At 59.2% G+C, this 23314-nt stretch carries 22 protein-coding genes and 6 pseudogenes; 12 read left to right on the top strand and 16 right to left on the bottom strand.

The features are described 5' to 3' along the window. Positions 1–50: 50 nt before the first annotated feature. Complete coding sequence (locus ACVJ5M_RS44055) at positions 51–554, top strand: YciE/YciF ferroxidase family protein (protein ID WP_354081123.1); 504 nt, start codon at positions 51–53, stop codon at positions 552–554. Between the two features lie 190 nt (positions 555–744). Further along, positions 745–897 (top strand): hypothetical protein, encoded by a 153-nt coding sequence (locus tag ACVJ5M_RS44050; RefSeq protein WP_354081125.1) that lies wholly within the window; start codon positions 745–747, stop codon positions 895–897. Positions 898–904: 7 nt separating this feature from the next. Here ACVJ5M_RS44050 and ACVJ5M_RS44045 read toward each other — a convergent pair whose 3' ends face one another. Continuing rightward, a complete protein-coding gene (locus ACVJ5M_RS44045) occupies positions 905–1129 on the bottom strand; it encodes a hypothetical protein (RefSeq protein WP_354081127.1) in 225 nt (74 codons plus the stop codon). A 109-nt stretch (positions 1130–1238) separates the two neighbouring features. Here ACVJ5M_RS44045 and ACVJ5M_RS44040 point away from each other — a divergent pair, with 109 nt between their 5' ends. Next, positions 1239–1850: a cell envelope biogenesis protein TolA gene (locus tag ACVJ5M_RS44040; protein WP_354081129.1), complete on the top strand. Its 612-nt coding sequence runs from the start codon at positions 1239–1241 to the stop codon at positions 1848–1850. A 352-nt stretch (positions 1851–2202) separates the two neighbouring features. After that, positions 2203–2763 carry a DUF72 domain-containing protein gene (locus ACVJ5M_RS44035; RefSeq protein ID WP_456679741.1) on the top strand — a complete coding sequence of 187 codons (561 nt, stop codon included), beginning with the start codon at positions 2203–2205 and terminating at the stop codon, positions 2761–2763. 619 nt (positions 2764–3382) lie between these two features. Here ACVJ5M_RS44035 and ACVJ5M_RS44030 read toward each other — a convergent pair. Both ACVJ5M_RS44030 and ACVJ5M_RS44025 read right to left on the bottom strand, forming a co-directional pair. Beyond that, positions 3383–5056, bottom strand: coding sequence for an ATP-dependent Clp protease adaptor ClpS (locus ACVJ5M_RS44030; protein WP_354081133.1), 1674 nt, complete (start codon positions 5054–5056; stop codon positions 3383–3385). Continuing rightward, complete coding sequence (locus ACVJ5M_RS44025) at positions 5053–5331, bottom strand: hypothetical protein (RefSeq protein WP_354081135.1); 279 nt, start codon at positions 5329–5331, stop codon at positions 5053–5055. Before ACVJ5M_RS44025 ends, ACVJ5M_RS44030 begins: the two co-directional genes overlap by 4 nt. Here ACVJ5M_RS44025 and ACVJ5M_RS44020 point away from each other — a divergent pair. From ACVJ5M_RS44020 to ACVJ5M_RS44005, 4 genes and pseudogenes are all read left to right on the top strand, one after another. Then, positions 5330–5527: pseudogene (locus tag ACVJ5M_RS44020) on the top strand (HesB/IscA family protein); the annotation flags it as partial. The gene ACVJ5M_RS44025 and the pseudogene ACVJ5M_RS44020 overlap by 2 nt on opposite strands. 57 nt (positions 5528–5584) lie before the next feature. After that, on the top strand, positions 5585–6679 hold the full coding sequence (locus ACVJ5M_RS44015; RefSeq protein WP_354096683.1) for an ISAzo13 family transposase: 1095 nt from the start codon (positions 5585–5587) through the stop codon (positions 6677–6679). Next, entirely contained in the window at positions 6570–6890 is a 321-nt protein-coding gene (locus tag ACVJ5M_RS44010) for an ISAzo13-like element transposase-related protein (protein ID WP_456679740.1), read from the top strand. Before ACVJ5M_RS44015 ends, ACVJ5M_RS44010 begins: the two co-directional genes overlap by 110 nt. Positions 6891–8434: 1544 nt before the next feature. Next, positions 8435–8903, top strand: a pseudogene (locus ACVJ5M_RS44005) (hypothetical protein). On the opposite strand, the gene ACVJ5M_RS44000 reads toward ACVJ5M_RS44005, so the two are convergent. Together ACVJ5M_RS44000 and ACVJ5M_RS43995 are read right to left on the bottom strand one after the other, a co-directional pair. Then, positions 8900–9400, bottom strand: a complete 501-nt coding sequence (locus ACVJ5M_RS44000) for a hypothetical protein (protein ID WP_354134758.1) — start codon at positions 9398–9400, stop codon at positions 8900–8902. The pseudogene ACVJ5M_RS44005 and the gene ACVJ5M_RS44000 sit on opposite strands and share 4 nt — an antisense overlap. Before the next feature lie 89 nt (positions 9401–9489). Further along, the gene (locus ACVJ5M_RS43995) at positions 9490–9729 is read right to left on the bottom strand and encodes a hypothetical protein (RefSeq protein ID WP_354081141.1); all 240 of its coding nucleotides are present in this window, start codon (positions 9727–9729) and stop codon (positions 9490–9492) included. Positions 9730–9847: 118 nt separating this feature from the next. Between ACVJ5M_RS43995 and ACVJ5M_RS43990 the strand changes: the two genes are divergently transcribed. Next, on the top strand, positions 9848–10342 hold the full coding sequence (locus ACVJ5M_RS43990; RefSeq protein ID WP_354081143.1) for a hypothetical protein: 495 nt from the start codon (positions 9848–9850) through the stop codon (positions 10340–10342). Between the two features lie 105 nt (positions 10343–10447). Here ACVJ5M_RS43990 and ACVJ5M_RS43985 read toward each other — a convergent pair whose 3' ends face one another. From ACVJ5M_RS43985 to ACVJ5M_RS43975, 3 genes and pseudogenes are all read right to left on the bottom strand, one after another. Further along, the gene (locus ACVJ5M_RS43985) at positions 10448–10666 is read right to left on the bottom strand and encodes a hypothetical protein (protein ID WP_354081145.1); all 219 of its coding nucleotides are present in this window, start codon (positions 10664–10666) and stop codon (positions 10448–10450) included. A 32-nt stretch (positions 10667–10698) separates the two neighbouring features. Next, positions 10699–11622, bottom strand: coding sequence for a transcriptional regulator (locus ACVJ5M_RS43980; protein ID WP_354081147.1), 924 nt, complete (start codon positions 11620–11622; stop codon positions 10699–10701). Positions 11623–11729: 107 nt separating this feature from the next. After that, positions 11730–12904: pseudogene (locus tag ACVJ5M_RS43975) on the bottom strand (type II toxin-antitoxin system HipA family toxin). On the opposite strand from ACVJ5M_RS43975, the gene ACVJ5M_RS43970 reads away from it, so the two are divergent. Next, positions 12903–13238: a hypothetical protein gene (locus ACVJ5M_RS43970; RefSeq protein WP_354081149.1), complete on the top strand. Its 336-nt coding sequence runs from the start codon at positions 12903–12905 to the stop codon at positions 13236–13238. The pseudogene ACVJ5M_RS43975 and the gene ACVJ5M_RS43970 overlap by 2 nt on opposite strands. Before the next feature lie 450 nt (positions 13239–13688). Here ACVJ5M_RS43970 and ACVJ5M_RS43965 read toward each other — a convergent pair whose 3' ends face one another. Next, positions 13689–14732: a nucleotidyltransferase domain-containing protein gene (locus ACVJ5M_RS43965; protein WP_354081151.1), complete on the bottom strand. Its 1044-nt coding sequence runs from the start codon at positions 14730–14732 to the stop codon at positions 13689–13691. Positions 14733–14871: 139 nt separating this feature from the next. Between ACVJ5M_RS43965 and ACVJ5M_RS43960 the strand changes: the two are divergent. Continuing rightward, positions 14872–15045, top strand: a pseudogene (locus ACVJ5M_RS43960) (histidine kinase); the annotation flags it as partial. Here ACVJ5M_RS43960 and ACVJ5M_RS43955 read toward each other — a convergent pair. Beyond that, positions 15041–15400 (bottom strand): annotated as a pseudogene (locus tag ACVJ5M_RS43955) (MarR family winged helix-turn-helix transcriptional regulator); the annotation flags it as partial. The pseudogenes ACVJ5M_RS43960 and ACVJ5M_RS43955 sit on opposite strands and share 5 nt — an antisense overlap. A gap of 458 nt (positions 15401–15858) precedes the next feature. On the opposite strand from ACVJ5M_RS43955, the gene ACVJ5M_RS43950 reads away from it, so the two are divergent. Continuing rightward, positions 15859–17193, top strand: a complete 1335-nt coding sequence (locus ACVJ5M_RS43950; protein ID WP_063982113.1) for an IS5 family transposase — start codon at positions 15859–15861, stop codon at positions 17191–17193. Between the two features lie 84 nt (positions 17194–17277). On the opposite strand, the gene ACVJ5M_RS43945 is transcribed toward ACVJ5M_RS43950, so the two are convergent. From ACVJ5M_RS43945 to repA, 6 genes and pseudogenes are all read right to left on the bottom strand, one after another. Further along, a complete protein-coding gene (locus ACVJ5M_RS43945; RefSeq protein ID WP_354081060.1) occupies positions 17278–17697 on the bottom strand; it encodes a hypothetical protein in 420 nt (139 codons plus the stop codon). Between the two features lie 174 nt (positions 17698–17871). Then, positions 17872–18606, bottom strand: a pseudogene (locus ACVJ5M_RS43940) (DUF2130 domain-containing protein); the annotation flags it as partial. A gap of 11 nt (positions 18607–18617) precedes the next feature. Continuing rightward, positions 18618–18791, bottom strand: coding sequence for a hypothetical protein (locus ACVJ5M_RS43935; RefSeq protein ID WP_354081058.1), 174 nt, complete (start codon positions 18789–18791; stop codon positions 18618–18620). A gap of 48 nt (positions 18792–18839) precedes the next feature. Beyond that, on the bottom strand, positions 18840–20072 hold the full coding sequence (repC, locus tag ACVJ5M_RS43930; RefSeq protein ID WP_354081056.1) for a plasmid replication protein RepC: 1233 nt from the start codon (positions 20070–20072) through the stop codon (positions 18840–18842). 262 nt (positions 20073–20334) lie between these two features. After that, positions 20335–21351: a plasmid partitioning protein RepB gene (repB, locus tag ACVJ5M_RS43925; RefSeq protein ID WP_354081054.1), complete on the bottom strand. Its 1017-nt coding sequence runs from the start codon at positions 21349–21351 to the stop codon at positions 20335–20337. Then, positions 21351–22553, bottom strand: a complete 1203-nt coding sequence (gene repA / locus ACVJ5M_RS43920; RefSeq protein ID WP_354081064.1) for a plasmid partitioning protein RepA — start codon at positions 22551–22553, stop codon at positions 21351–21353. The genes repB and repA overlap by 1 nt, the downstream gene beginning before the upstream one ends. Between the last annotated feature and the right edge of the window lie 761 nt (positions 22554–23314).

Raw genomic sequence — 23314 nt, 5'->3', positions numbered from 1 at the left:
GCTATCCCGTGCCGGCTGTTTGCAGTGCAGACGCCACCCAGGAGGACACAATGGGCTTTTTCACCAGGGACATTAAAACGCTGAACGACCTCTTCGTGCATACGCTGCAGGATATCTATTACGCCGAGCAGCAGATCGCGAAGAACCTGCCGGACATGATCGAGAAGGCAAGCGATCCCGCCCTCAAGAACGGCTTCCAGACGCATCTCTCCGAAACCAAGGGCCAGATCACCCGGCTGGAAAAAGTGTTCGAGATGCATGGCGTAGAGGCGAAGGGCGTGGATTGCCCTGCGATCGACGGCATCCTGAAGGAAGCGAGCGAAGTCGCGGGCGATATCGATGACAAGCAGGTGCTGGACGCGGCGCTGATCGCGGCGGCCCAGGCCGTCGAGCACTATGAAATCACGCGCTACGGCACCCTGATCGCATGGGCGAAAATGCTTGGCCGCGATGACTGCGCCTCCGTCCTGCAGCAGAACCTCGATGAGGAGAAGGTGACGGACGAGAAGCTCAATACGATGGCGCTGCGCAGCGTGAACCGGAAAGCCGCTTAACCCGTTAGCAGGATCGAAGTGGAGGGCCGCCGGAAGGCGGCCCTTGGTTTGAGCAGGAAATCATGAGCCTTGAAATTCTGAGAACCCTGGCAGCCGCCATGACGATTATCGCTGCCGCCATGGTGGCGGCGAACTGGAACGCGCGCATCACCGTGTGCGGGTTCGCTCTCTTTATCGCCGCGTCTCTCGCATGGATCGCCGACGGGATAATGAACCGAAGAACTCGCTCATCATCCAGAACGCCGTTCTTCTCGTCATCAACGTACTGGGCGTATGGCGCTGGCTGCCGCGCGCCGGCAAGGAAGCGGCCGCGTCCACGGCCGCGGACCGCGCGACGCGGTAGGATCGCCTCAGGCCTGCTTCCTGTCGGAGATAGCCCGGCGCGCAAGCGCGGCTTCTCCCGCTTCAGTTAAGGCACCCAGCGTTGTCTGCCCCTTCCTCGCGCATGTGACGATGCTGTCAGCTATGAAGGATCTTAATTCATGGTCTGCGCCGTCGGGCCTTCCGTTGCAAATCCGCTCAAGCGCGGCTTCCATGTCTGCGAGGGTGCGGCGATCGAAGCTTTCCAGGATCATGGGCTCTTCTCCTTTCCCGGCTGAACGATCTCCAGAGCCGGGAGTTCCAAATTCGGAACCAGCGTTCCATTATGAGGAACCAAGCTGTATTCTTGATTATTGGACCTGAATGGCCCGTAAACTCAAGGTTTTTCAAACGTCCCAAGGTTTTTTTGATCTCGCGATCGCAGCGCCGTCTATGAAAGCCGCGCTGGAAGCCTGGGGTGCGAGCAGCAATCTCTTTCACCAGGGGTTCGCGAAGGAATCCGAAGACGACGCGGTGATCGCAGCCGCCATGGCAAAGCCTGGCATCGTTCTGCGCAGGCCGGTCGGATCAAGCGCCGCTTTCAGGGAGAAAGCGGAGCTGCCATCCGCCGCATCGCTCGACGCACGTCCGCGCAAGGAAAAGGCCAAGGCGAAGACGGCCGCTTCTGCAAAGCCTTCGAAGCGGGACGGAAAATCTGAGCGCGAGGCGGCCGCAAAATACGCAAAGGAAGAGCGGCAGCGCGACAAGCAGCGCGCGAAGGAAGAGGCGGACGCTGCGAAAGCCCGCGAGAAGCGAAATGCCGCGATTGAGAAAGCTCAGGCTGCGCTTCTCCAGGCCGAAGGCGAGCACGAGGAGAACGCCGACGCCCTCTTGAAGACTCTGGAAGCGGTGCAGCAGCGCGTGGAGGCCGAGGAAGAACGCTGGCGTAAACAGAAAGTGCGTCTCGAAGCAGACCTGCGAAAGGCAAAAGACTGACCAATGCCCCGCTCGCCTGCAGCTCCCGGGATCAAAGAATTGACGCTAGATGAAAGACGCGAACGGCGCCGGCTTCGCCGTGAGAAACAGCGCGAAAATAATATCGCACGCGCAGCGAAGATGCACCGAACCCGGCTAAAAATGGAGAGCGAGGGACTAAAGTCGGCGCCGGCTCTGAAGAAGACCATCTTCGTGGGCTGTTCCGGCTGGCGCTCCTGGAAATGGCGGGACTCGTTTTATGCGGACGTGCCGCAGCCAGAGTGGTTCCAGCATTACGCGTCCGGCTTTGACACAGTCGAGGTCATGGCCGACTGTCGCGAATGTCCAGGCCTGGCGCCGTCAGCCCGGCAGCATGGATATCGTCTACACCGTAAAGGTCTGCGAGCTCATCACACACGTCAAAAAATTCATAGGCACGAAAACGCTGATCCGGGATTTCGGCGTCATCGCTGATATTCTTAGCGAGCGGATGGGCTGCTTTCTTTTCCAGCTGCCGCCGAGCTACCGCTATACCAAAGCCCGGTTGAATTCGATCGTCAGTCAGCTCGATCCGGCCCGCCGCAACGCGGTTGAGTTCCGGCACAAAAGTTGGTGGAACGAAGATGTCTACGGTGCCTTCCGCAAGGCTGGGATTATGTTCTGCTCCTGCAGCGGTCCGCGTCTGCCTGACGAGCTCGTCCGGACGGCAGACGAGGTTTACGTCCGCCTCCACGGGCCTGAGCGCTGGTACCGGCACAATTACTCAGACGATGAGCTCCTGAAATGGGCCCGCAGGATCAAAGAGAGCGGCGCCAAGAGAGCGTGGATTTATTTCAACAACGACTATGACGCCCATGCGCCACGAAACGCAAAAACTCTGCACCGCATGCTTTCGTCTCCGCGGCCCAAACGACAAGGCGCCCGTTCTACTTAGGATCCGCGGCGGCCCGCGGAAGCTTAACCAGGGCGGTCCGCTATATGCTTCAGTGAAAGCCGTCCGGCAGGGGTCGTGCATCTGGCCGGTGCTATTCCGAACCGGAGTTCGCATGCTTTTCTGATATTCAGCCCTAAGGAGTTGGTGTCGCGTCTTGTCGGCTCGTCGGACCCATCATGAGGTATGAGTCAGCCGATGCCATCGGCCGGAGAAACCTGCATGCGCATATACTACCAGGGGGACGCTTTCGCAGTGGGACTTTTCGCCGGCAATCCCGCAGCCGTTGTCGTCCTTGACGGTTGGCGAAGCTCCAATTGATCGTCCGACAAGTGCGCCATTCCAGCCTGCTCTTCCGATAAGAGTTCCATGCTACCGCACCTCTGCTCTGCTCATTGCATGTCGGCTGTGGCGAGGCAGTGCCTTCGTGATATCGAAGCCCGCCTGTAGGGGGCAGGCCGGCATGGAACAGAAATTACGAGCGACGGTTGAGCGGGCAATTTTCGAGGCGGTTCGCGTTCACGAACCGCCTCGTTGCTCATCAATCATAGACGCGTCGTCGACACCCGGCGCATGCGGGAGTTGGCGCAGCCCTTGCCGGGTGATCTTCCTCCCTTCGCCTTCATTCAGACCCCGCAGCCATCGCTCCGGCCCCACCCAAGAGCTTCACGTTGAGGCGGCCGCCGCTGAAAAGCATGTCGTCGAGCGCTTCCTCGATGTCAGCTGTGGTCACTGAGTTTCCGCCGTCACGAGCGATGCATGATTGCGCAATGCGTCGCATCAGCTCCTTAATGAAAGCGGCGCTGACGCCCTCAGTGCGGCGCACCGTCTCGGCTAAGATCTCCGCCTCAAGCAGCAGGCCCGTGCCGTACAGCCGGATCAGCTTGTCGCGGCCGGTCGTATCAGGCAGCGGCATCTCGATCGCCTGGTCGATGCGGCCGGGGCGACCGGCCAGGGCGCCCTCGAGTTGCTCGGGGCGGTTGGTGGTGAGCACGAAGAGGATATCAGCGTCTTCCTTCAAGCCGTCCATTTCATTTAGGAGCTTGTTCAGCACGGCCTCCTCACATGTTGTCAAGTCGTCGCGCTTGCTGGCGATCAGATCGACATCCTCGATCACCACCATGGTAGGCTGCAGCAGGCGCGCGAGCGCCATATAGGCGCTCAGCTCAGCGACCTCGTCGGCGGTGATGATTAGCGTGGTGTGTCCCGGTAGGTTGGTGGCGAGATAGCGGATGGTGTGGGTCTTACCGGTGCCGGGCGGGCCATAGAGCAGGATGCCCTTGCGGGTCGACTGGCCCAATCGGCGGAGTGCGCTGCGCGTGGCGACAAAACTCAACACGTTGCGATCGAGCAATTTGATAGCCTGTTCCCGCAGGATCACGTCCTCGCGCCTCACTGGTGCCAATCGATGCACCATAATGCCTCTTGAGCGGCCGCTGTAATTCGCACCTTTCTCGAATGAGAGGATCTTGCCGCGATAAGAACGTGCCGCGTGTACCGCCCGTTCCAGTTCGGCAAAGCTGCGCTGAACAAAGGCTTCGCCGTCAGACCCCGCAGGGGCAACGATTTCAATCCGGATCCTCGGCTCTTGCTTGTCCTCCAACTCAGTAGAGAGCACGACGGCATAGAACAATTCGCTCGCCCGGCAAAGCCACAGTCCATTGTACAGGCATTTGACCGGCGCCGTCTCGCCCGTATCAACCTGGTGATATTGCGGCGGCACGAGCGAAATCGCATTCCGTCCACGCCGGCTCATCTGAGCGAATGAAAGCGTCTCGTACCTATGTTCTTCATCGGCGCCGAAGAAGCGGACCGGATCGGCGAATAGCTTATCGATCGCGACCTGAACATCGGCCTGCATGTGGCCCGGGAATTGCCGCACAGTAGTGGCGAGTTCGCTCGGCGGTATATTGCTGAAGTGCCACTCAAGCGCTTCGAAGGCATATTCGAATTGCACGTCGGACAGGTCGGGGGCGTCCGCTTCGCCCGCGGCTTCGCCCGTGATCAGCAGGGGACATCCTTCAGCTCGGATGCGCTCTTGCGCCGCCTCGAGGAGCGCTTTTGCGACTGAGTGAGGATAGCGTCCGCAGACGGCCTTGCCATGCTGCAAGACGAGTTTGGCGAGCGCAATGGCATCCCGCTCCTGTTTGTCGAATACCTCGCGCAGCAGGCGTACCACGAAACCGAGAGTCGTCTTGCCGTCATCGTGCAAAACAAGCTGAATGGGCGCACCGCCTGCGCAGATATTGTCCACAAAGACCCCCGGTGCGTGTTCTAGTTGTTCGCCAGTGTTCATCTGGTCTCCGCTCTAAGCTCATCACCGGACACTTCGGCCGGCTTAGACAAGTATGCAAATTGCTTGCCGCCGCGTTCCTTACGCTTCATCGGCGGAATCCATAAAGAAGACACGCAAAGCCGCCGCAATCCCTCCAAGACCTTTGTCAGAAACCCTACACGCGCCGCAAAGCCAACAGGCGCGATCTCGACAAGGTGACCAATGTCAAGCTCGGGCGCGCTGGCATGCGACTTGCCAATTCCTATGCAAACGACCCAGGCAAAAAGGATAGCCATGATCAATCTGACGGATAGCGCAGTGAATGCGCTCAAGAGCGCGATCTCGGCTTCGGCGCAGCCGACGAGCGGCCTGCGCATCATGGTCGAGGCCGGTGGCTGCGACGGGTTCAAATACCGGATGAGCCTGGCGGACGAGGCTAAGCCTGACCACACCGTGATCGAGCGCGTCGGCGTCAAGGTGTTCGTCGTCGACAATAAGGTCCCGTCCATAAACAACTGAGTCATAATTGCCACAGATCGCGAGACTTTTTTGCGCGGGATTCACAATGATGAGTCGCGCGACGTAGCGTCGTGGGATGATTTGAGACAGGCACGCGCCGCGCGGAAGCGCCATCGGGAGATAGCCCCCGTTCTGAATGAACAGGGCCTGCGGCGCTTTGTCGCCCAGGAGGCGAAAGCGCTGGGACACGGCGGGGGCAGCTTGATGTCCGGCATCAACGGATTGGCGCGGTCGACGATTTACCCGCTTCTGGCGGCTGGGCTTCTTGTGAGCGTCGGTCACGGACTTTCTGACATTCGAGACAACGGGGCGGTTCCGGCCGGACCTGTCCGTAAGGCGGGCGGCGGGCACAAGAAGAAGTCGTCCCGGGATCCAACCCTCGCGGCCGATCTCAAGCGCCTGGTCGAACCGGTGACGCGGGGCGATCCGATGCAGCCATTGTTGTGGACGACCCGTAACCTCGTGACCGAGCTGGCGAAGGAGGGTCATAAGGTTTGCCCGGGGGTTGTCAGCGAGCTTCTGCGCGGCAGGGGCTACAGCCTGCAAGCGAACAACAAGACACGAGAAGGCGGCCAGCACATCGATCGCGACGCGCAGTTTCAATACATCAACACGCAGGCCACGACGTTCCTGGCGTCGAACGAACCGGTCCTATCGTTCGACACGAAGAAGAAGGAATTAGGAGGCAATTTCAAGAACAACGGCCGGGAATGGCGCCGCCAAGGCAGGCCTGAGCTCGTCAACATTCATGACTTTATCGATCCCAAGCTAAGCCGCGCCGTGCCGTACGGCGTGTACGACATCAGCAATAATGTCGGCTGGGTCAGCGTCGGCACGGACCACGACACCGCCAGCTTCGCGGTCAATGCGATCCGCCGATGGTGGCGGACGATGGGGAAGAAGCGCCATCCGACAGCCATAACGCCTGATGATCACGGCCAACGGCGGCGGCAGCAACGGATCTCGTGTGCGCCTGTGGAAGGTCGAGCTTCAAAAACTGGCGGACGAGCTCAAGTTGCCGATCACGGTTTGCCACCCGCCTCCCGGCACCAGCCAGTGGAACAAGATCGAGCATCGTCTCTTCTCCTTCATCACCATCAACTGGCGGGGAACGCCACTGCGTAGCTATCGCTCGATCGACCAGCTGATCGCCGCGACGACAACAGATGCCGGCCTCAAGGTGCGCGCCGAGCTGGACGAAAAGAAATATCCCAAAGGCGTCAAGGTTTCCGATCTCCAGATGGCTGCCATCAACCTCATCCGCCACTCGTTCCATGGCGACTGGAACTATACGATTTCACCTCATCGAAAAACTCATCGTTCCAAAGCGAATTGACTAAGTTATTTATGGACGGGCCCTGACTGCCCCGAAGAGAGCCACGTCGATTTGATAACTGCCGTCGGCTTCCGTTTCGAAATGCTTGGTGGCCAGAATCGAAGCTGGGTTCTGAAGTGATCGGATCGCATCCACGTGAAGCTTTGGCGTATTCATGCGCTCGACCCAAGCCTTGAAATCAAGCCGCAACCGAAACGGTGCGACGGACTGGCCTTGAAGTCCGCCCGGGTGATGGCAGCGCTTCCCTCCAGTTGAAGCGCGCACACTATCCATAGCGATATCTACCTCTTGTGAACTACTTCACACAATGTGCATCACACCGGCGCACACGCGCCAAGCCATCGTCCTCTGCACGAAGCCATGCCCGCTCGGCGAAATCGCTCTGAAACAGACGGTGGCGAAAGTGGCGACTTCAAACGCGGGAAACGTCATATTAATGCTGATGAACCAGGCGCCTCTTACTTTGTATCGGCAACACTTCGACGAGCGCACGCGGGCGGGCGACAAATCCCCTACCAGAGCTATCCCGCTCTGGCTGGTAATCAGATTGTCGAGTCGCGGCACGAGGGGCGCTTTTATGCCCGCTGGTCGTCGACATCATCCTGGACCGTCTGCCTTAGCTCACTCTCGCGCTCTGGGTGCCTGATGGGACCTGCGATCAAACGATAGTTCCGGACCCATACACTGTTCCATCTCTCAAGGGTGGCTCCGCAAACTGCGCATTCGAAGCTCGCAATCTGGCGGCCGGGCGCCATGGACTCCGTGCGGCCGTAGATCGCGCCGCACTGACAGGATCGGTGATGAGATTCAGGCATCCCCGCTTATGCGCCCGAAAATGAAAACAGGCCACTAGCGCTTTCGAACGAGCCATTGAGCCTCGACAGGCCAACGCCGGACGGGCGTACATGCTGTCCATGTCAGATGCTCTGCATCGATTCTGCAACTGGCCGCCCGGTTGCGACCATGCTTGGTTCGTAGGCTTGGGCCGTCAACGCTGATTGCGATGAAGGCGCGTTGAGATGCCTCTAGGCTGATGGAACCGCCAACTGAGCTCGCCTTATTCCTCAAGGCGGGGCTCGGAGAGGGTTCCCGTCTGAGTTCACGCCCAGAGGCCCTCCGAGACAGCCTCGACGCGCGACATGTCCCGTCGAGGTAAGCTGGCGCGTCGAGATGCAGCGTGCGGATGTCGCCGGATGCCTTCATCGGATTTTCTCTGTTGAAGGCGGCCACTATGCGCTTCGCACAAGCTGGGACGCGAGCGCGATCGACGCGGCGCTCTCCCAACTCAAGAAAGAGATCCCGACGATTTCGTCGCGAGCACTTCGTTGAAAGTACCGCGGTGTAAGGCTGTAGATTAATCAGCACCGCCACAATGGCCCCTGCCCTCGCGATCGGCAATCTGCGACAGGTACTGAGACCGACAGCATGCCCACCCTGCGCCTGATCGCGCCGAACGACTACGGAGGAGATCGCTCAGCAGCACCGGGAATCTTCATCATTTTAGTCTTAGGTTGATATCTCAGTTGGAAGAGGCACAAAATGAAATCCCTTACGGCCGTGCCGCTTCAACATTTTTGCTCGTCCGCGCCGGCGAGAGCCATGCAATGGTGAGAATTGCCAACGACCGGGGTGGTTGGATCCAAAGTTACCTGGATCGATTTGATGAGTTGAAGGGGACCGGTCAAACTGTGGTCATTGAAGGCCTCTGCGCCTCCGCCTGCACGATCGTACTAGGTCCCATCTGACAGGATCTGCGTTACTGAAAGGGCACACCTTGCCTTCCACGCGGCGTGGGACCTCGGGGTTGGCGGACGAAGTATTATAAATCCAGAAGCTACCCGGATGATGTTTTCGATGTATCCGGCTCCCGTGCGAAATTGGATATCAGCGCGCGGCGGTTTGTCGCCTCACGCAATCTTCCTTCGCGGGATGAAGTTGCAGACCATGTTTGCGCGCTGCTATCTGAATGCCGCTTTTTCCCTCAGGCAATGGCCCCGCGCGTCCACGCCCTAGCTACGCTCGTACTCTGTCGCCAGGCCTCGCTCCGGCAAGCGTTCATTGACGCGAACAGCATGGTCGAACATTGGGTCGGGTCTGCAGGTCTTGACCTGCAGGCACGACAGCCTGGCCGCGAGCCACTCGAGCCGCTGTTCCGGCGTGATGGTGGCCTGCAGCCGCTCCGACAGCGGCAAATCGAGGCGAGCTTGAGTATCGATCTCGCGGAGGTCGGCAAAACTTTCAAGGTGATCCCGCGCACGCGAGAATGCGACATACGCATCGTTTCTCGTCATGGACGGTCCGACCCAGACGAAGGCTTGATGTGACGCGCAGCGCTCGCGCGTGTCTCTCGCAGCGGTCAGCTCCATGCAGGTGGTGAGGCCACCCTGCACTAGCGCGAGATCGCACGCCGCAAGATGGCGGTCGAGGTCCGGCACGAACGAGCGCAGTTCGACACCCCGCGGCGCGGCGAATGCGCCTGGATCGATGCCCGGTCCCGCCACCACGATCATGCGAAGCCCGGCCATCTTTTCTGCCGCCAGCGGATAGCTCTGCAGGATACGGCGGATGAGGTGCGAGCCGACACCCGACCCGCCTACCGTCACGATGCAAACGCGCGCTCACCATCAAGATAGCCAAGTTGATGGCGCAGGTCCTTGCGGTCGCCGAACGTTTGCGGGTGTTCCCCAATGATGTAGCCGAACAAATCGAAGTGCCGCGGGACCCAATCGCGCATCGCCGGCAAACCTTCGCCGAACCAGCGCGGGATCACGTCTTCGACGGATCCGACGAAGATCGCGCGGTGTCGGACCGAGGGATGGGTCTCGACTTGGCCGATCATCTCGGCATTGTAGTCGGTCGTCAGGTAAGCCTCGCGCTCGCCGCCGCACGGCATGGGGAGATAGCCGACGAAGTCGGTGAACCAAGCGAGACCCCGCCCGCTTCAATTCCGGGTGCTCATGCCAATAGTGATCGATGTCCCAGGCTTCGTCGGCGATGACGAGATCGTAGTCGGTCTCTTCCACCGCCTGCTGGAAGTGCATGAAATTCTTGATCAGGACCTCGTCCATCCCTCGCAGCGTCTGGAAACAATTTGTGCTGCTCAGCACATTCCTGATCAATCACTTCGAGCTTTTTGGGCTGGAGCAGGTCTATGCACGTCTGCGGGGCGCATCGTTGCCGTCGCCGATGTTCAAGACGCCGTTCCTGTACAAGCGATCGATGGCCTTGTGGCCATGCGTGGGTGCTCACCGCAGCAAACGCTCCTAAGGAACCTGAGAGGCTTTTGCCTGGTCGAAAAGCTCGGTGATCATGGCCGTGACATATCGAAAGGGCTCAAGGAACATGGGAGCGTTCAGAACGGTGTCGCTGCCGTGCGCAAACATATTGCGTATCATTGTGATCGAACGGACATCGGCGGAAACAACGCCTTCCGCATTGGCGGCTTCGAGTAATTCGCCAAGCATCGCGAGCGGCATTGGCTTCCCTTTGCGCGTCGTGCGGCCGATGAAGTGATGGCCGATGCGAAGCCGCAGCGCCAACTCAAGGCAAGGAAAAGTCTAGGCAGCAGCGAAAGTCAGAAGATCATAAGCGAAGTATGAGTAAATATAGGCGTTGCGGATGCCATCGTGACTGCGCCGAACGGATTCGTGGACGTAATCGGGCAGGGCCAAGGCACTCATATCGCCGTGTAGGGCTTCGAGCGTGCTGCCGACGAAGCCGGCTGAGCCCGCGTAGTAAGGGTCCGGCGTGAGAAGATTGCGACCGTCTTTGAGCACATCAGCCTCGGGATTGATCGGCCGTAAGCAACCTAGCTCCTTACGGAGTGGAATGAATTCTCCGTAAGGCGCCCAACTTCCGCCCGAACGCGCTCGACGGAAAGTCCGCTTACGCCAAATCTTTCGAACAACGAAGCAACGAGCGGATGCAGCACCTCGGCCAGCTTTTCCTTGATGTCCTGAACCGTGACGGTCATTTCGAGCAAAGCTTCGTCGCTGCGTGCCGCCCCAGCCTCAAATATCAAATCGCTGGACGGATTACCCCAGTTGCGGAGAACGCGCCCCATCAGGCCCGAGTAATGCGCGCGCATACGCACCTTGATGTCGGCCGCGACGCGCTTCATGAGCGTTGCGAGCACGGCTGCATGCAGGAGCAATTCACCCATGCGCCAAACTGGCAGAGTTGTGTCAAAGATTGTTGCGGGCGCAAAAGTGTCCTGCGAATCTTCTTGGTAGCCACGGACAATAAAGGCGCGGCCAGATGGAGCGACGCGCCAAAAATCGCAATGGGCGGGATCGCCAAAGGGACGGTCGGCTCCCGTCTCGTCCGTCGGCTTAAGCCAGCATTCGATCGTGCCATCTTTCTCGTAAGGTGCCAGTTCGTGCCGGGTAAGAAACAAGAAAAGGAGCCAACCCGTGTGCCGAATGACAGCCTTCTCCAGAATGTCTTTGAATTTGTGCAGTTCGAAGGTCGGAAGATCTCCTTCGAGCGCGTAGTCAAGTTGGCACGAACCGTTGGGAAAGCGGCCCGGTGAATTGTCGGGAAGATTTTTGGTCAGCTCGCGCCAACGTGTGAGAGCGTCGGATACAAAGGCTCCCTGAACACTGTTGGAGTCGCGCTCAACGACGAGACCAACCACGCGCAAGATGTCGAATACCTTGGCAAGCGTGAGCGTCTCTTCACCGCGATCGAAGGCGACTATAGTTGGAATGGATACCGCCGGCCAATTCGGCATGCTCCTTTTGCGTGAGCTTTTCGGCGCGGCGGCGGCGCATCGCTTCCGCGACAACTAATTTCCAATTGATAGCTTCTACTCTTCCAGGATTCGCAGGCATGCGCCCCTCACAATGTCAGAATACCGATGAACGAACCCGTCGGGCGGCTCACCGCGCGGGGGCTCGATGATGGGGCAGCTTTTTCGACGCGCGCTTTTAGATCCGCATGCGTTTGGTCTACCGCAGTCTGAGACAAGCCAATGCTTAGGCCGAACGAAGACAGCAGGGGCCACGCAACTTCGTCCAAGTTGGGTTTCTTGCCATCGATCGAAAGCGCGATGTTTTGATCGTAGCTGTCGTAGAGGGCTGTGTTGAGGATGTCGTAGGCGGGCGAGAGGCGAAGACCTTGCGATGTTTCAAGCAACGAGAAATTCTTCAAATGAGCATCGCAATTGCCAATCAGGACAAAGACGATCACACGGCGGAAGAATTTTGAAAGGTCAATTTCCGGTCGAACCGAATGTTTTTTGAGAGCCGTGGCGACCTCCTCATAGGAGGCGTCGTACTTGCCGCTAAAATCGGCTCCTCGCGACTTAACGAGTATTTGCGCAAAATCCTCGAGCGCTTTTGATGATCCTGCGTACGATCGAAGCGCGTGACGACGAGGCCCACTTCGTTCAATTTGGAGACCTGGCCCTGCGTGAATGTGTTCACTTCATCGGCGCCGAGCAATGCGGCTGACCATCGCAAACTTAGGGCTTCGTTGCGGACTAGGCTGTCAAGCCGCCCCGAATTGAATTTCGCAATATAAGGAGCCGGACCGGTCGCGGCAGCCGGGGCAAAATGATCGCCCTCTTCGACAACAAGCAACTTGCGCTGCACGCCGGAGATCGTGCGGCCTGGGTTAGCTGTGGCTTCCTTGACCGGCGGAAGGTTTTGAGCAGCACCGTTCTTGTCGCGCACACTGACGGCGCCAATACAGTCGGCGCCGAAGCGCAAGAGCAGGCCTAAATCATCCTGTTCCTGAAGATGGGCGACGTGGGTTTGCTTGTCGCGAAGCCAGCCTTCGGGGCCGAGATCAAGAATTTGCGTTGGATGCTCGCTCCCGACCAGACTGACCGCGCCAACGACCTCTGGCCGGTTCTCGTCGATCTTGTTGGCGCAAGCGCTCGCGCGGCCGGCGCAATGGATCGGCCCACGGTCGTCACGACACTCGAGCAGCAGCGTAGGCGCCTTATCCGGGGTGGATATTCCTTCGGCCAGTTGTATCACGAGAACAATGTCGTCTTCGGCGCGGGCCATGGTTGATGCCTACAAGATCGAGCGCGATATTACGATCTTTCCTCGCATCGTTGTCTCAGACCGCATTCTTAAGCGACTTGAGGGAATTCCGGAGAGTGAACGCGATTTCCTGCCCAGGATACCGTCACCATCGACCTCGCCATTGCGCAAAACGGTGGCCGCGTTCGCGAAAAGTGGGAATGGTTCAAGCGGCACTTTGAAAAAGCGACGACCGCTTGAACAGGCGCGGCTCGCAGCGCATGCGCTCACCGCGCTGTCAGGCGGGTTCAAGAGCATCACCCCTCCTAATCTGTTCAAAAGTTTCCCGAGTTTCCCGATTCGGTACCACGCATAACGTACGATACGTGTCCAGGAAGGCCCACCACCACCTGAGAAGTCGAGTGTTGGTCCACTTTAAGAACGACTCGCTTGGGCTATAAGAGCGACTCGATTTCGGGCTTTAAGCACGACTCGATTTTGTAAGCCGATGCCCGATCGTTGAAAATCAGCGGCCAAGCTTGAAACCAAACATTAACGCCGCGAGGATTTCGCCGTGGGCAAGGTAAGGGTTTTGCCGCGATCGCAATCGATTTCCCATCTGAGCTGGGGCGCCCACAATGCCGGCGGCGCCGATCGCGATACTGAAGCTGATGCTGGTCCTGCTGCTGGCGATGATGATGCGATGATGCCGCGGATAATGACGGTCATCTGTTCATCAGCATGTCGACGGGCAGCATCATGCTGATCATCATCATGGTGCCGCCGATGATCGGCGCCGGCATGCCGGCTTTGCCGAGCCTGGATGCTAGGCTCGCGCCCCTGTGACTTTCTTAACGAAAAGCGGCGCCGCGTTGTCTACCACTTCCCTCGGAAGCATCTTCAGCTGCTCTGGTTCGAACGGCAAGTGAGTGAGATAGTTCGCGACTAGGGCACCCACGGCTTCCGCCTGTGCTGCATCTCGTTGGCGCTTGAGCGGTTCTCTGTCCGCACGACGGGACAACCAAAGCTTATGGGCGCCCCAAACCCGAGGATCAGGCGCGACGATACGCACGGGTTCACCCTTTTCGTCGATCGCAATCGCCTCGAAAGCCGGAGAATTCTGCAGCCAATCGAGTCCTTCGATTTGAACGGCAGTCAGGTCTTCCGGGTCCGAGCCGATCTTGTCCGAAGCCTTCTTCCAAAGAGAACTCTGCATAGGCTTGATCAGATCGACGATATAACCGTCTCGATTTACAGCGCGGAAAGTCTGCTTGGCGCGTTCGAAGCTGGTGTCGACACGTTGTAGTATCTTGAGGAGCGAAGAGTCAGAGACGTCGTCGTCCGCCACGAACGTAAGCCCGCCGCGCGCGTCGAACAGAAGATCGATGTCTTCCGTCGTGGCGAGGCCCGGATCGATTCTGGCGCCGGAAGGGGCTTCATAACCGTAGATCGCGTTGGTTCCGAGAATCCGAATGCCTGAACCCAGCATCCCGAAACCATCGAGAGCGCGCATGATCCGGGCTCCGATAAGCGGTACACGACCCAAGCCGAGCACACGATTGACCGCAGCTTGCCGGTCCATCGTGGCACGCAAGTTCTTCAGTCGGTCCTCTGCCGCAGTGCGCTTGGCCTCAAAGTCGGCCTTCATCTTTTCCTTTTCAGGAGAGCGCGCGCCGAGCGAGCCTTGCTTCCGGAGGCCCCTTTTGTCGTAGTAACTCCGGACTAGGTATTCATGGCCCTTGGATTCTACCCAGGTCAGGGAACCGCGATGAGCGTCGTACGCGTCCTTCGCGTCTCGCAGGGCCTGAAAGCGCTGCTGGCTATTGACCACCTCGCGGCGCTGATCATTGTTAAGTTCTTGAAAATCCATCGTTTCAACACTTCGATCAGTTTTAAGGCCACTACTGTGGAAACCTTAATATCATTTAAACTCAACGGTTTCAACAGTTCCGTCGCACATAAAGCCGAACTGTTGAAACCGGGAACTTCTTTCCCCAATCGACGGCCGTCAGACGCTAGCGACCCTGCCGCCGCTACAGAAATCGCGTGCGCAGAACCGCAACCGGCTGATGGCTTATCTCGGCCGGCTGCCGAGCCAGGACAAGAGCGAGGCGGTCTCGCTGGCAAACCTACGCCTGCCGCGCGACCTGCCGGTCAGCGTGCCATCGTTGCGGGTGCGGCGCGCATTTCCTGCTCGGCTATGTCGACCGCGTCGCGAAACGCATCTAGCCATTTGAGCCCGGCCGGCGTGAACATGACGATCCGGGCGCGCCGATCGCTCGGATCGGAAACTTGATCGAGCAGCCCAAGCTCGGCGCATTGATCGACCAGTTCGCCCATCGCCTGCTTGCTCATGGAGGCGCGCCGGGCGAGCTCGGGAAGCCTCGTCCCCTCGACGTCGAGCTTGCGGGTTAGGCCGACATGCGCGATGCGTGTCGCGACGTGTCCCCTCGCGCTCATTAATTCAAGCACGCGCGCCTCGAAGCGCCGCACCGCGTTGTTGAGGAGGCGACCGACGTTGGCATGCCGCCACGCGGTCCGGTCAAAGTTTCACGAAACCTAACATATCTCCCAGGACGGCCCTTCCATCGGATTGTTGCCGCCGCGTTACGCCGTTTGGTATGGGGTCGTACAATTTTCACTCCGCCCCAAGGCTTGGGTCGCTGAACATTCCCTAGCCTATCGCATCCATCCAAATCCCGTCTCGGAGTTTCCCTTTAAATGTTTGATAAGGAAATCCGAAAACACTCTGATCTTGGCTGGCAACCTGGGATCTTGTACGCGATAGATTTTCCGTCTCTTATTTATGTTTGCATAAACGGAATAGTCGTCCGTGAAGAATGCGGATTGATCTGAGAAATAAGCAGAATTTGTCTTGATGTAGTATTCGATTTTGCAGGAAAGCGGGGTGTTGGACCTCGCTTTCTTGCGTTTTAGGATTTTGCTTTTGGGCGATTCGTGATTCCCTGACGGCGTCGTCGACATTGGGGAATGCGATGAGCAAGCCGAGGGATGATCGCCAGAAAGACCTGTTGCTTCCGGCGCTTGATCAGATCATCGACATGGGTCATCCGCTGGTGCGGTTGGCAGCGCTGATCGACTGGAACATCCTGAATGAGCGCTTCAGTTCAGTGTGCCAAGCAGGGTCGGGCCAGCCGGGCTTGCCGACGCGGCTAGTCGCCGGCCTGTTCATTTTGAAGCACATGCACAACCTGTCAGATGAGGTGCTGTGCGCTCGCTGGATCGAGAACCCCTATTACCAATACTTCTGCGGCGAATTGAGCTTCTGCCACCGTCTGCCGTTCGATCGATCGTCGATGACACGCTGGCGGCAGCGGCTCGGCGAGGAACAGCTCGTCGCCCTGATCCAGGAAAGTCTTTCAGTGGCGCACAAGACCGGCGCCATCGGTCCCAAGGACCTGGAACGGGTGGTCGTCGATACCACAGTGCAGCCCAAGGCGGTTGCACATCCGACCGACGCGCGGCTGCTGCATCGAGCAATCACCAAGCTGGTCGGGCTCGCCAAGTGCAACCGTGTGCCGCTACGCCAGAGCTATCTGCGCCTGGCCAAGCGCGCCGCCATCATGACCGGCCGCTATACCCACGCCCACCAGTTCAAACGCGCCCGGCGGCAGCTCAAGTTCCTGCGGACACGGCTTGGCCGGATCATCCGCGACATCCGCCGCAAGATTGATGGCGATACGGTGCTGGAAGCTCGCTTCGGCCCGTTGCTCGGTTTAGCGCAGCAGGTGCGCAGCCAGGATCAGCATCAGCGCGGTCCGAAGGTCTATGCGTTACATGCTCCGGAGGTTGAGTGCATCGGCAAAGGTAAAGCCCGCGCGCCCTACGAGTTCGGCTGCAAGGTCAGCATCGCCACCCCTGTGACGTCTCCGAAGGGCGGCCAGTTCGTGCTCCATGCCAAGGCCCTGCATGGCAATCCCTTCGATGGGCACACGCTCGGTCCCGTAATCGCCGACATGGAGAAGCTCACCGGGGTGGAGACTCGCCGTATCCACGTCGACAAAGGATATCGCGGTCACAACCACCCGCATCGGTTCAGGGTCTGGATCTCGGGTCAGGTCCGCCGCGTCACAGCTTCCATCCGTCGCGAGATGAAGCGTCGCGCGGCTGTCGAGCCTGTCATCGGCCACGTCAAGGCCGAGCACCGCATGGACAGAAATTATCTCAAGGGACGCCTCGGCGACCGCATCAACGCTGTTCTCGCCGCCGCCGGCTATAACTTCGGTCTGCTGCTGCGATGGCTCGCAGAGCTCTTGCGTGTCATCATCCGAGCCTTCTTCGAGACCGTCCCGGCTCGAAACACCGCTTGAGCCGGGCGCCGCCGCCAGTTCTTCACGAACGACGGAATAAATTCCAATTTTCAGCACGCCGAAATTCGTCCTTAGTTGGGTTTATTACCACGCAGTCGCTTGTCTTCCCCGGATAGCGTCGCGTTGGCGTCGGCTTCGTTTCCGCGTGCGTCGAACTAGAGCTATCGAAGGCATCGGAGACAGAGTCGTGGCTGGCGTCGGCTCCTCGACCGCGCGGACATCAGGCAGTTCCGTGGCTTGTTGGGCGGGTGCGGGCCGAGCCTCCATGGTCTCGAGAACCGCGCGTCCCTTGTCAGTGATACGCCAGCCGCCGTTCAACCGCTCGATGAGACCTTGGGAGAAGATATCCAGGTCAGGCACGCGGGCTGCCAATCGCTTCGTGCGTTCGGTCCAATCCCGCCCGCTGGTCGCCAGAATCGCCATATCGCGCTTGAGGTCCGCCATAATGGCGAACCCGTCTGGATAGCTGACCAGCACCTTGAGAACCGTCACCTGGAAGTTCACTGCCCCACCCGTACCGGCTTCCGCGAACTTACTTCCTCTACATATTAGGAGCATTGGTGAACTTCTGTCGACTCAGGGATGAAGGTCATCGCCGACGATCAACCAAAATGGGGACGCCTATGCAGCAGCGTAGGCGCGGCCAACGGATGCTTCTGGACCATGGTCGCTAACGCTTCACTCGGCAGCCTCGACCTGATTTTTAAGCTCCGCGAATTTCGTCGCCATCGTCGGATTTGCCCGGGTCAGCTTTTTGATCGTCACGTCCTGCGCCTTGTCATTCGCAAGGCGCAGATTGCGGTCCGCCCCGATCAACGCATCCTTCGTCTTCTGCAGATGATCGATAGATTTGTCGATCTCGGTGATCGCCGTCTGGAAGTTTCGGGATGCCAGGTCGTAGTTCTTGGCGAACCCAGTTTTGAACGTCTCCAACTGGTTTTCGAACTGCGTGATGTCGATATTCTGCGCTTTAACGAGCGCCAGCTCGGTCCGGTACTTCAGGGAATTGAGAGAGGCGTTCCGCAGCAGCGTGATCATCGGCAGGAAGAACTGCGGCCGAATGACATACATCTTCGGATAACGGTGGAAGACGTCGACGATACCCGTATTGTAGAGTTCGTTGTCGGGTTCGAGCAATGAAACCAGGATCGCGTAATCGCAACTCTTCTCGTTGCGATCCCGGTCGAGTTCCTTGATGAAGTCCTCGTTCTTACTCTTTGTCGCGGTTCTATCGCTCTCGTTCTTCATCTCGAACATGATCGAGATGATCTCGGTGCCAGCCTCGTCCGAGTCGCGGAAAATGTAATCACCCTTGCTGCCGGTCCGGGCGTCGTTGTCTTTCTCAAAATAGGCTCGCGGAAACGCCATCGACCGCACCCGGTTGAACTCGGTCTCGCAGTGCTGCTCAAGGGCATCCAACGGAATCAGCGTCCCCAAGCCTCGTCCGCAAAGCCCGCCACGTACATCCGTTGCTCCGCGGCGCCTTCATCACGAGGCTGGAAAAACGGCGCGAGGATGATTGGAGGGTGTTTTGCCATGACGATCTCTCCGAACGGCTTTGCGTCGACACAGCGCAGAAGCCGGGTCAGTGCGGGCATTTTCGATCACACAAAAAAGGCAAGGTCTGGGAACGGCGCCTCATTGCCTCACGCCCGCTGTTTGTCTCGCCGGCGAGAATTGATCTGCGCCATCAGGATCGGACCAAGCGAAAATTCGCCGACCTCGGCTTTTCGCGTCAAACCGCGCAGATAACCGCCGGCGGAATTGATCGCCGTCCCGCGCTGCAGGATACACGCGACGACGATGGCTGCGGGCACCTCGCCCATAACCTTTTGCGCCTCCTCCCAGGCGCTCGGGCTGATGCCCAGCATCGATCGCACAACGGCCGCGGTCGCGAGGAAATCGCGCCAGTTCGAAACCCCACCCTTCGCATAATCGACGATGTCTGGGCACGCACTCAGGACCATTCCTAACGGATACGCCCCCTCCCCGACTCGCGAAGGTTGAGGTCTGGGCTCAGCTCCCGCCGCCCTCCCTTCTCGAAGGGCAGGTTCAAGGTCAATAGGGGTGTCTGGATTTGAATTCTGTATGTGGCGCTCAGAATGGGACTCATTGGCGCTCGGATTCTTAGATTTAATATGTGTTTCCAAAAGATTGAGCACGTCGTCGGCGAGCTGCGACAGTTCTTCGGCGATCGGCTCAAGTTGTTGCCGCGTCGCCGTGCGTGGAATCTGATCCACGATGGAACGAAACGCAGCATGGACTTCCTGCCAATCGGCAGGCCCCTGCCCTCCCCTGCGGGTCGGGACGCCTTCCTCAACGCCCGTCTCGATCATCTTGGCAATGTCGCGCCGGCAGAGCGTGATCCGCTCGCGCACAAGTCTCAAGGCGCGCGCCTCCGCCTCCACAGCAGCCGCCAGGCTCTCAAGCTCTTCTGAGCGAACCACGAGGGGCGACAGATCAAAGCCGAATGCGAGCTTGATCTCGCCGTCATCATCCTTGCGCGCAAAGCGTTTGCCGTTCGGACTATCGCGTCGAACGATAAGGCCGGCGTCGACGAGCACGGCCAGATGACGCCGCAGTGTTGACGCGGGCATGCCGTGGGCGCGCAACGAAAGCAAGCGATTGGATGGGAAGACGATCAGATCCTGCTCGCCCGTCAACGCGGTTTCAGGATGAAACGTGAGCAGAGCGTTCAGGACCGACAGGGAACGCTCGGAGACGCCGAGGCGCGGCCGCGCGGTGCAGATAGCCTGGTAGATCTTCCACTTGTGCACGACCTTTTCGGGCGGACGTGTGGCTGCGACCATCTGGCTTGCGACATGTGCAAGCGTCAGCGACCGCCGCCCGAAGGGCGTCGTTGGAGGATGTGACTGCATGTCTTTGCCTCATGCGGGCAAAGAAAATCTGCTCACCAAAACGGCGCCATCGCTAAAGACACTTGACTGCGATTCGCGAAAGTGATTCTCTGTCAGTCGCCAAACGTGACGAGAGAAGGCTTTCGGGCGGAGACGTCTCGGGGGCCTTTTCTTTTTCCGCTATGCTCCTGTGGTTCGAGGACAGAAACGCGGGTACGCATCGCGCCGCCGGGCCACGAGAGGTCCGGACGGCGCCATATCTGAAGCGGCAAGACGCGCGATATCATTCATCGGAGCGTCCTTCCTGAAAAGCCCGGTAGAGTTCCGGCAGGCGCGAAATCACGAAATCTCCAAACGCTGGCGCGGCCCTTTCATCGAGGGCAAGCGTGACGCGATCTTCGCGGCGTTCGATCTTCACAATTTTCTTGCCGTCGTCATTGCTCCAGCTCGTCGGCGCTGGGGCTTTCGGCTTGCGCGGCGCGAGCGCGCCGAATGCTATCGCGAACCGCTCGTCCGAGCTGGCACGCACGAAACCCTCACTAGCCAGGGTGTCCGCAAGTGCCTTTTGGTCGTGGCGCCCCACGATGCGCTCTACCAGCTCCATCCAGCGCCGGCGGCCGGTCTTTGGCGCGGGTCCTATCGCATCAATGAGGCTCCGTGGAAGGGCGCGCGTCACCGAGATGAGGCGCGAGAGTTCAGTCTTGTCGACGCTCAGCGCCGCCATGATGATCTCACGTTTGAATCCGCGGTCCTCGAGCGCGGCGGCATAGGTTGCGCGCTCAATAAAGGACAGGTCCTCCCGCTCGCCGTTCTCTTTTCCTTGCGCAACCACAAGGTCTTCATCGCTGAGGTCTCGGACCACCGCTCGCGCGCGATGGCCAAGTTCGGCAAGCGCACGCACGCGGCGATGGCCGTAGGCGATCTGAAACCGTCCCGGACTGGTGGGATGCGGGCGAAGAAGGACCGGGACCAATTGGCCATTGGCACGGATCGACTCGACCAGAGCGGAGTGCTTCTCGTCGACGCTCGTCATGCGATCCGGAACGATCGACCCATCAATCAAAGCTGGATCGATTTCGACGACGGTTTGACCCGTCGTGAGTTGTTCAGTCAGCGCTATGGCAGCATCGCGCTCGGCCGACAGCATTTCGAGCGAGCGGCTCACGGCGCCGACGGCTCCGCGCGATCCAAGCGTTGGTTGATGTGGCCTGCGATCCTGGCCGGGATCCGCTGGCCCCGGTTCGTTGACCGTGGTCAGCTTGTCGTCCAGCAGGTCAGCAAGCAGGTTTTTGCGCCCCATTACGCCCTCCCCCATGCAGCCTGAATGAGGCTCTGGATCTCGCCGTTGACGCTATCGAGGGATTCCATCGCCCGGTCGTAGGTCGCGCGCGTGAACTGATCCCGGCTGACTTCATAAAGTGTTTGCTTTGTGATGCCGGCGTCGGAGATCGCGGTGCTTTTCAGCATCATGTTGGTGACCATGCGATCGCCGAACAGCGAGCGCATGAAGCCGACCATTTGGGCCTGGGGTCCGTCCCCGGGCTCATAGCGCGTGACGAGGTAACGCATCCAATCGTAGTTCATATTGCCGCCCGCCTTGGCGACGACGGCGAGCAGATCGGATGTCATGATGAGGAATTGGCACATCGACATGACATCCAGCATTTGCGGATGCACGGGGATGAGGATTGCGGTTGCCGCGCAGAGTGCCGAGAGCGTCAGAAATCCAAGCTGAGGCGGACAATCGATGACTACGATGTCGTAGCGGTCCTGAACAGTGGCGAGGGCACGCGCAACACGGGCGAAAAACAGCGGATCACCCGATTGGCGCATGGCCAGCGCCTTCGGGGTCTCGTGCTCGAATTCCATCAATTCGATATTGCCGGGGATGATGTCGAGGCCTGGAAAGTAAGTCTGCCGAATGATATCGCCCAGATCACGACGGGCGTCGTCGTAGCGAATGGCGCCGTACAGCGTCCCGTTTTCCTCGACATCAAATTCTGGCTGATAGCCGTGGAGGGCCGAGAGCGAGGCCTGCGGATCGAGATCGACCGCAAGCACCCGATACCCTTGCAACGTCAGGTGTTGCGCCAGATGCGCGGCCGTGGTGGTCTTGCCTGATCCACCTTTGAAATTGACGACGCCGATGATTTGCAGTTGTTCGTTGCCTATCCGGTGCGGGCGGTATCGGCGCGCGCCCTTACCCGATTCATCGAGATAGGCTCGCAGAGTCTGGATGTCTTCGAATGTGTAGGATCGTCGCCCCGACGGACTGGTGTCCGGTTGGGGGCCCCTCCCCTCCAGCGACAACTGGCGGAGATAGCCGTCATTGACCCCGACGAGCTTGGCAACTTCGCCTGATGTGAAGCGGCGTAGGTTCTTGCGCGCCTTCGGCGGAAATAGCTTCATGCGGTGGGCGTGAAGCTTGGCTGAGAGTTCCCGCGCATCGGCCGCGATCGTGTCATGGATCGACGGGAGTGCGGCCGCAGGAGTTGGCGCCATCGCTGGTTGGTCAGTCAGGGCCACGGCTTTCTCGCGTAGTTACGATTTCCGGATGTGGGATATGCGTAAAGCGTAGCCAGTACGCCCGATTCTGGGCGGCTGCGCAACAAATAAAGGGTTAACGAATTCTTTACGGCTCATTCTTTACGGCTCGCGGCAAGCGAAGTTGACCGCGGTCAACTTCGCTCTGCTCTCCTCCAAAGGCCCCCCCGACTGGAACAGCAACCAGTGCTGCGGCCAGACCGCGTTGAAAGTTGACCGCGGTCAACTTTCTCGAATCAGCCGAGAAGACGCGCGATGGTCTCCCTTTGGCAGGCACGTGTCGATCCGCCTCGCCACTGGTCGGGCCATTTAGGTCAGGGCAGCGTCTTTTTTTCAAGGTCACGCAGAGTAGACCGCAAGCGCAAGAAAGGCGGCGCTCCATCCCTGTGGCCCCGCCGCGCGGCCGCGTTATGCTAAAAGGGGTACCCTGCGCCCCTTCCCCCGGGCCGCAGTCGAAGTGAAGATTAGCCCGCGGTCGATCCACCATGAACAATTTCCTCACCGGTCTAAAGATCAACCTGCACCTTGGCGCCCGAGCCGGGACCCTGGATATTCGGTGTTGTTGTTGCTTCGCACTTGTTTTGCCTCCTCCTTAGATGATGGGCCGACTGACGAACCAAACCCGCATCTCCCCCTTGCCCCAGCCGGCATTTGCGACCCATGCAATCATGGACAGCGGTCTCAACCTTTAAATGTTGATTGATTAGCCTCGAGCGTAG

It is taken from the genome of Bradyrhizobium sp. S3.7.6 (assembly GCF_054061875.1).
Note: the sequence above shows the minus strand (reverse complement) of the source record. Positions and strands in the feature narration are given on the sequence as shown.

What these genes read in the sequence shown, in the direction of transcription:
- ACVJ5M_RS44055 (WP_354081123.1), top strand. Translation starts at nt 51, where the DNA reads ATGGGCTTTTTCACCAGGGACATTAAAACGCTGAACGACCTCTTCGTG.
- ACVJ5M_RS44050 (WP_354081125.1), top strand. Translation starts at nt 745, where the DNA reads ATGGATCGCCGACGGGATAATGAACCGAAGAACTCGCTCATCATCCAG.
- ACVJ5M_RS44045 (WP_354081127.1), bottom strand. Translation starts at nt 1,129, where the DNA reads ATGATCCTGGAAAGCTTCGATCGCCGCACCCTCGCAGACATGGAAGCC.
- ACVJ5M_RS44040 (WP_354081129.1), top strand. Translation starts at nt 1,239, where the DNA reads ATGGCCCGTAAACTCAAGGTTTTTCAAACGTCCCAAGGTTTTTTTGAT.
- ACVJ5M_RS44035 (WP_456679741.1), top strand. Translation starts at nt 2,203, where the DNA reads ATGGATATCGTCTACACCGTAAAGGTCTGCGAGCTCATCACACACGTC.
- ACVJ5M_RS44030 (WP_354081133.1), bottom strand. Translation starts at nt 5,056, where the DNA reads ATGAACACTGGCGAACAACTAGAACACGCACCGGGGGTCTTTGTGGAC.
- ACVJ5M_RS44025 (WP_354081135.1), bottom strand. Translation starts at nt 5,331, where the DNA reads ATGGCTATCCTTTTTGCCTGGGTCGTTTGCATAGGAATTGGCAAGTCG.
- ACVJ5M_RS44000 (WP_354134758.1), bottom strand. Translation starts at nt 9,400, where the DNA reads ATGATCGTGGTGGCGGGACCGGGCATCGATCCAGGCGCATTCGCCGCG.
- ACVJ5M_RS43995 (WP_354081141.1), bottom strand. Translation starts at nt 9,729, where the DNA reads ATGATCGGCCAAGTCGAGACCCATCCCTCGGTCCGACACCGCGCGATC.
- ACVJ5M_RS43990 (WP_354081143.1), top strand. Translation starts at nt 9,848, where the DNA reads ATGCCAATAGTGATCGATGTCCCAGGCTTCGTCGGCGATGACGAGATC.
- ACVJ5M_RS43980 (WP_354081147.1), bottom strand. Translation starts at nt 11,622, where the DNA reads ATGCCGAATTGGCCGGCGGTATCCATTCCAACTATAGTCGCCTTCGAT.
- ACVJ5M_RS43970 (WP_354081149.1), top strand. Translation starts at nt 12,903, where the DNA reads ATGGTTGATGCCTACAAGATCGAGCGCGATATTACGATCTTTCCTCGC.
- ACVJ5M_RS43965 (WP_354081151.1), bottom strand. Translation starts at nt 14,732, where the DNA reads ATGGATTTTCAAGAACTTAACAATGATCAGCGCCGCGAGGTGGTCAAT.
- ACVJ5M_RS43950 (WP_063982113.1), top strand. Translation starts at nt 15,859, where the DNA reads ATGAGCAAGCCGAGGGATGATCGCCAGAAAGACCTGTTGCTTCCGGCG.
- ACVJ5M_RS43935 (WP_354081058.1), bottom strand. Translation starts at nt 18,791, where the DNA reads ATGCCCGCACTGACCCGGCTTCTGCGCTGTGTCGACGCAAAGCCGTTC.
- repC (WP_354081056.1), bottom strand. Translation starts at nt 20,072, where the DNA reads ATGCAGTCACATCCTCCAACGACGCCCTTCGGGCGGCGGTCGCTGACG.
- repB (WP_354081054.1), bottom strand. Translation starts at nt 21,351, where the DNA reads ATGGGGCGCAAAAACCTGCTTGCTGACCTGCTGGACGACAAGCTGACC.
- repA (WP_354081064.1), bottom strand. Translation starts at nt 22,553, where the DNA reads ATGGCGCCAACTCCTGCGGCCGCACTCCCGTCGATCCATGACACGATC.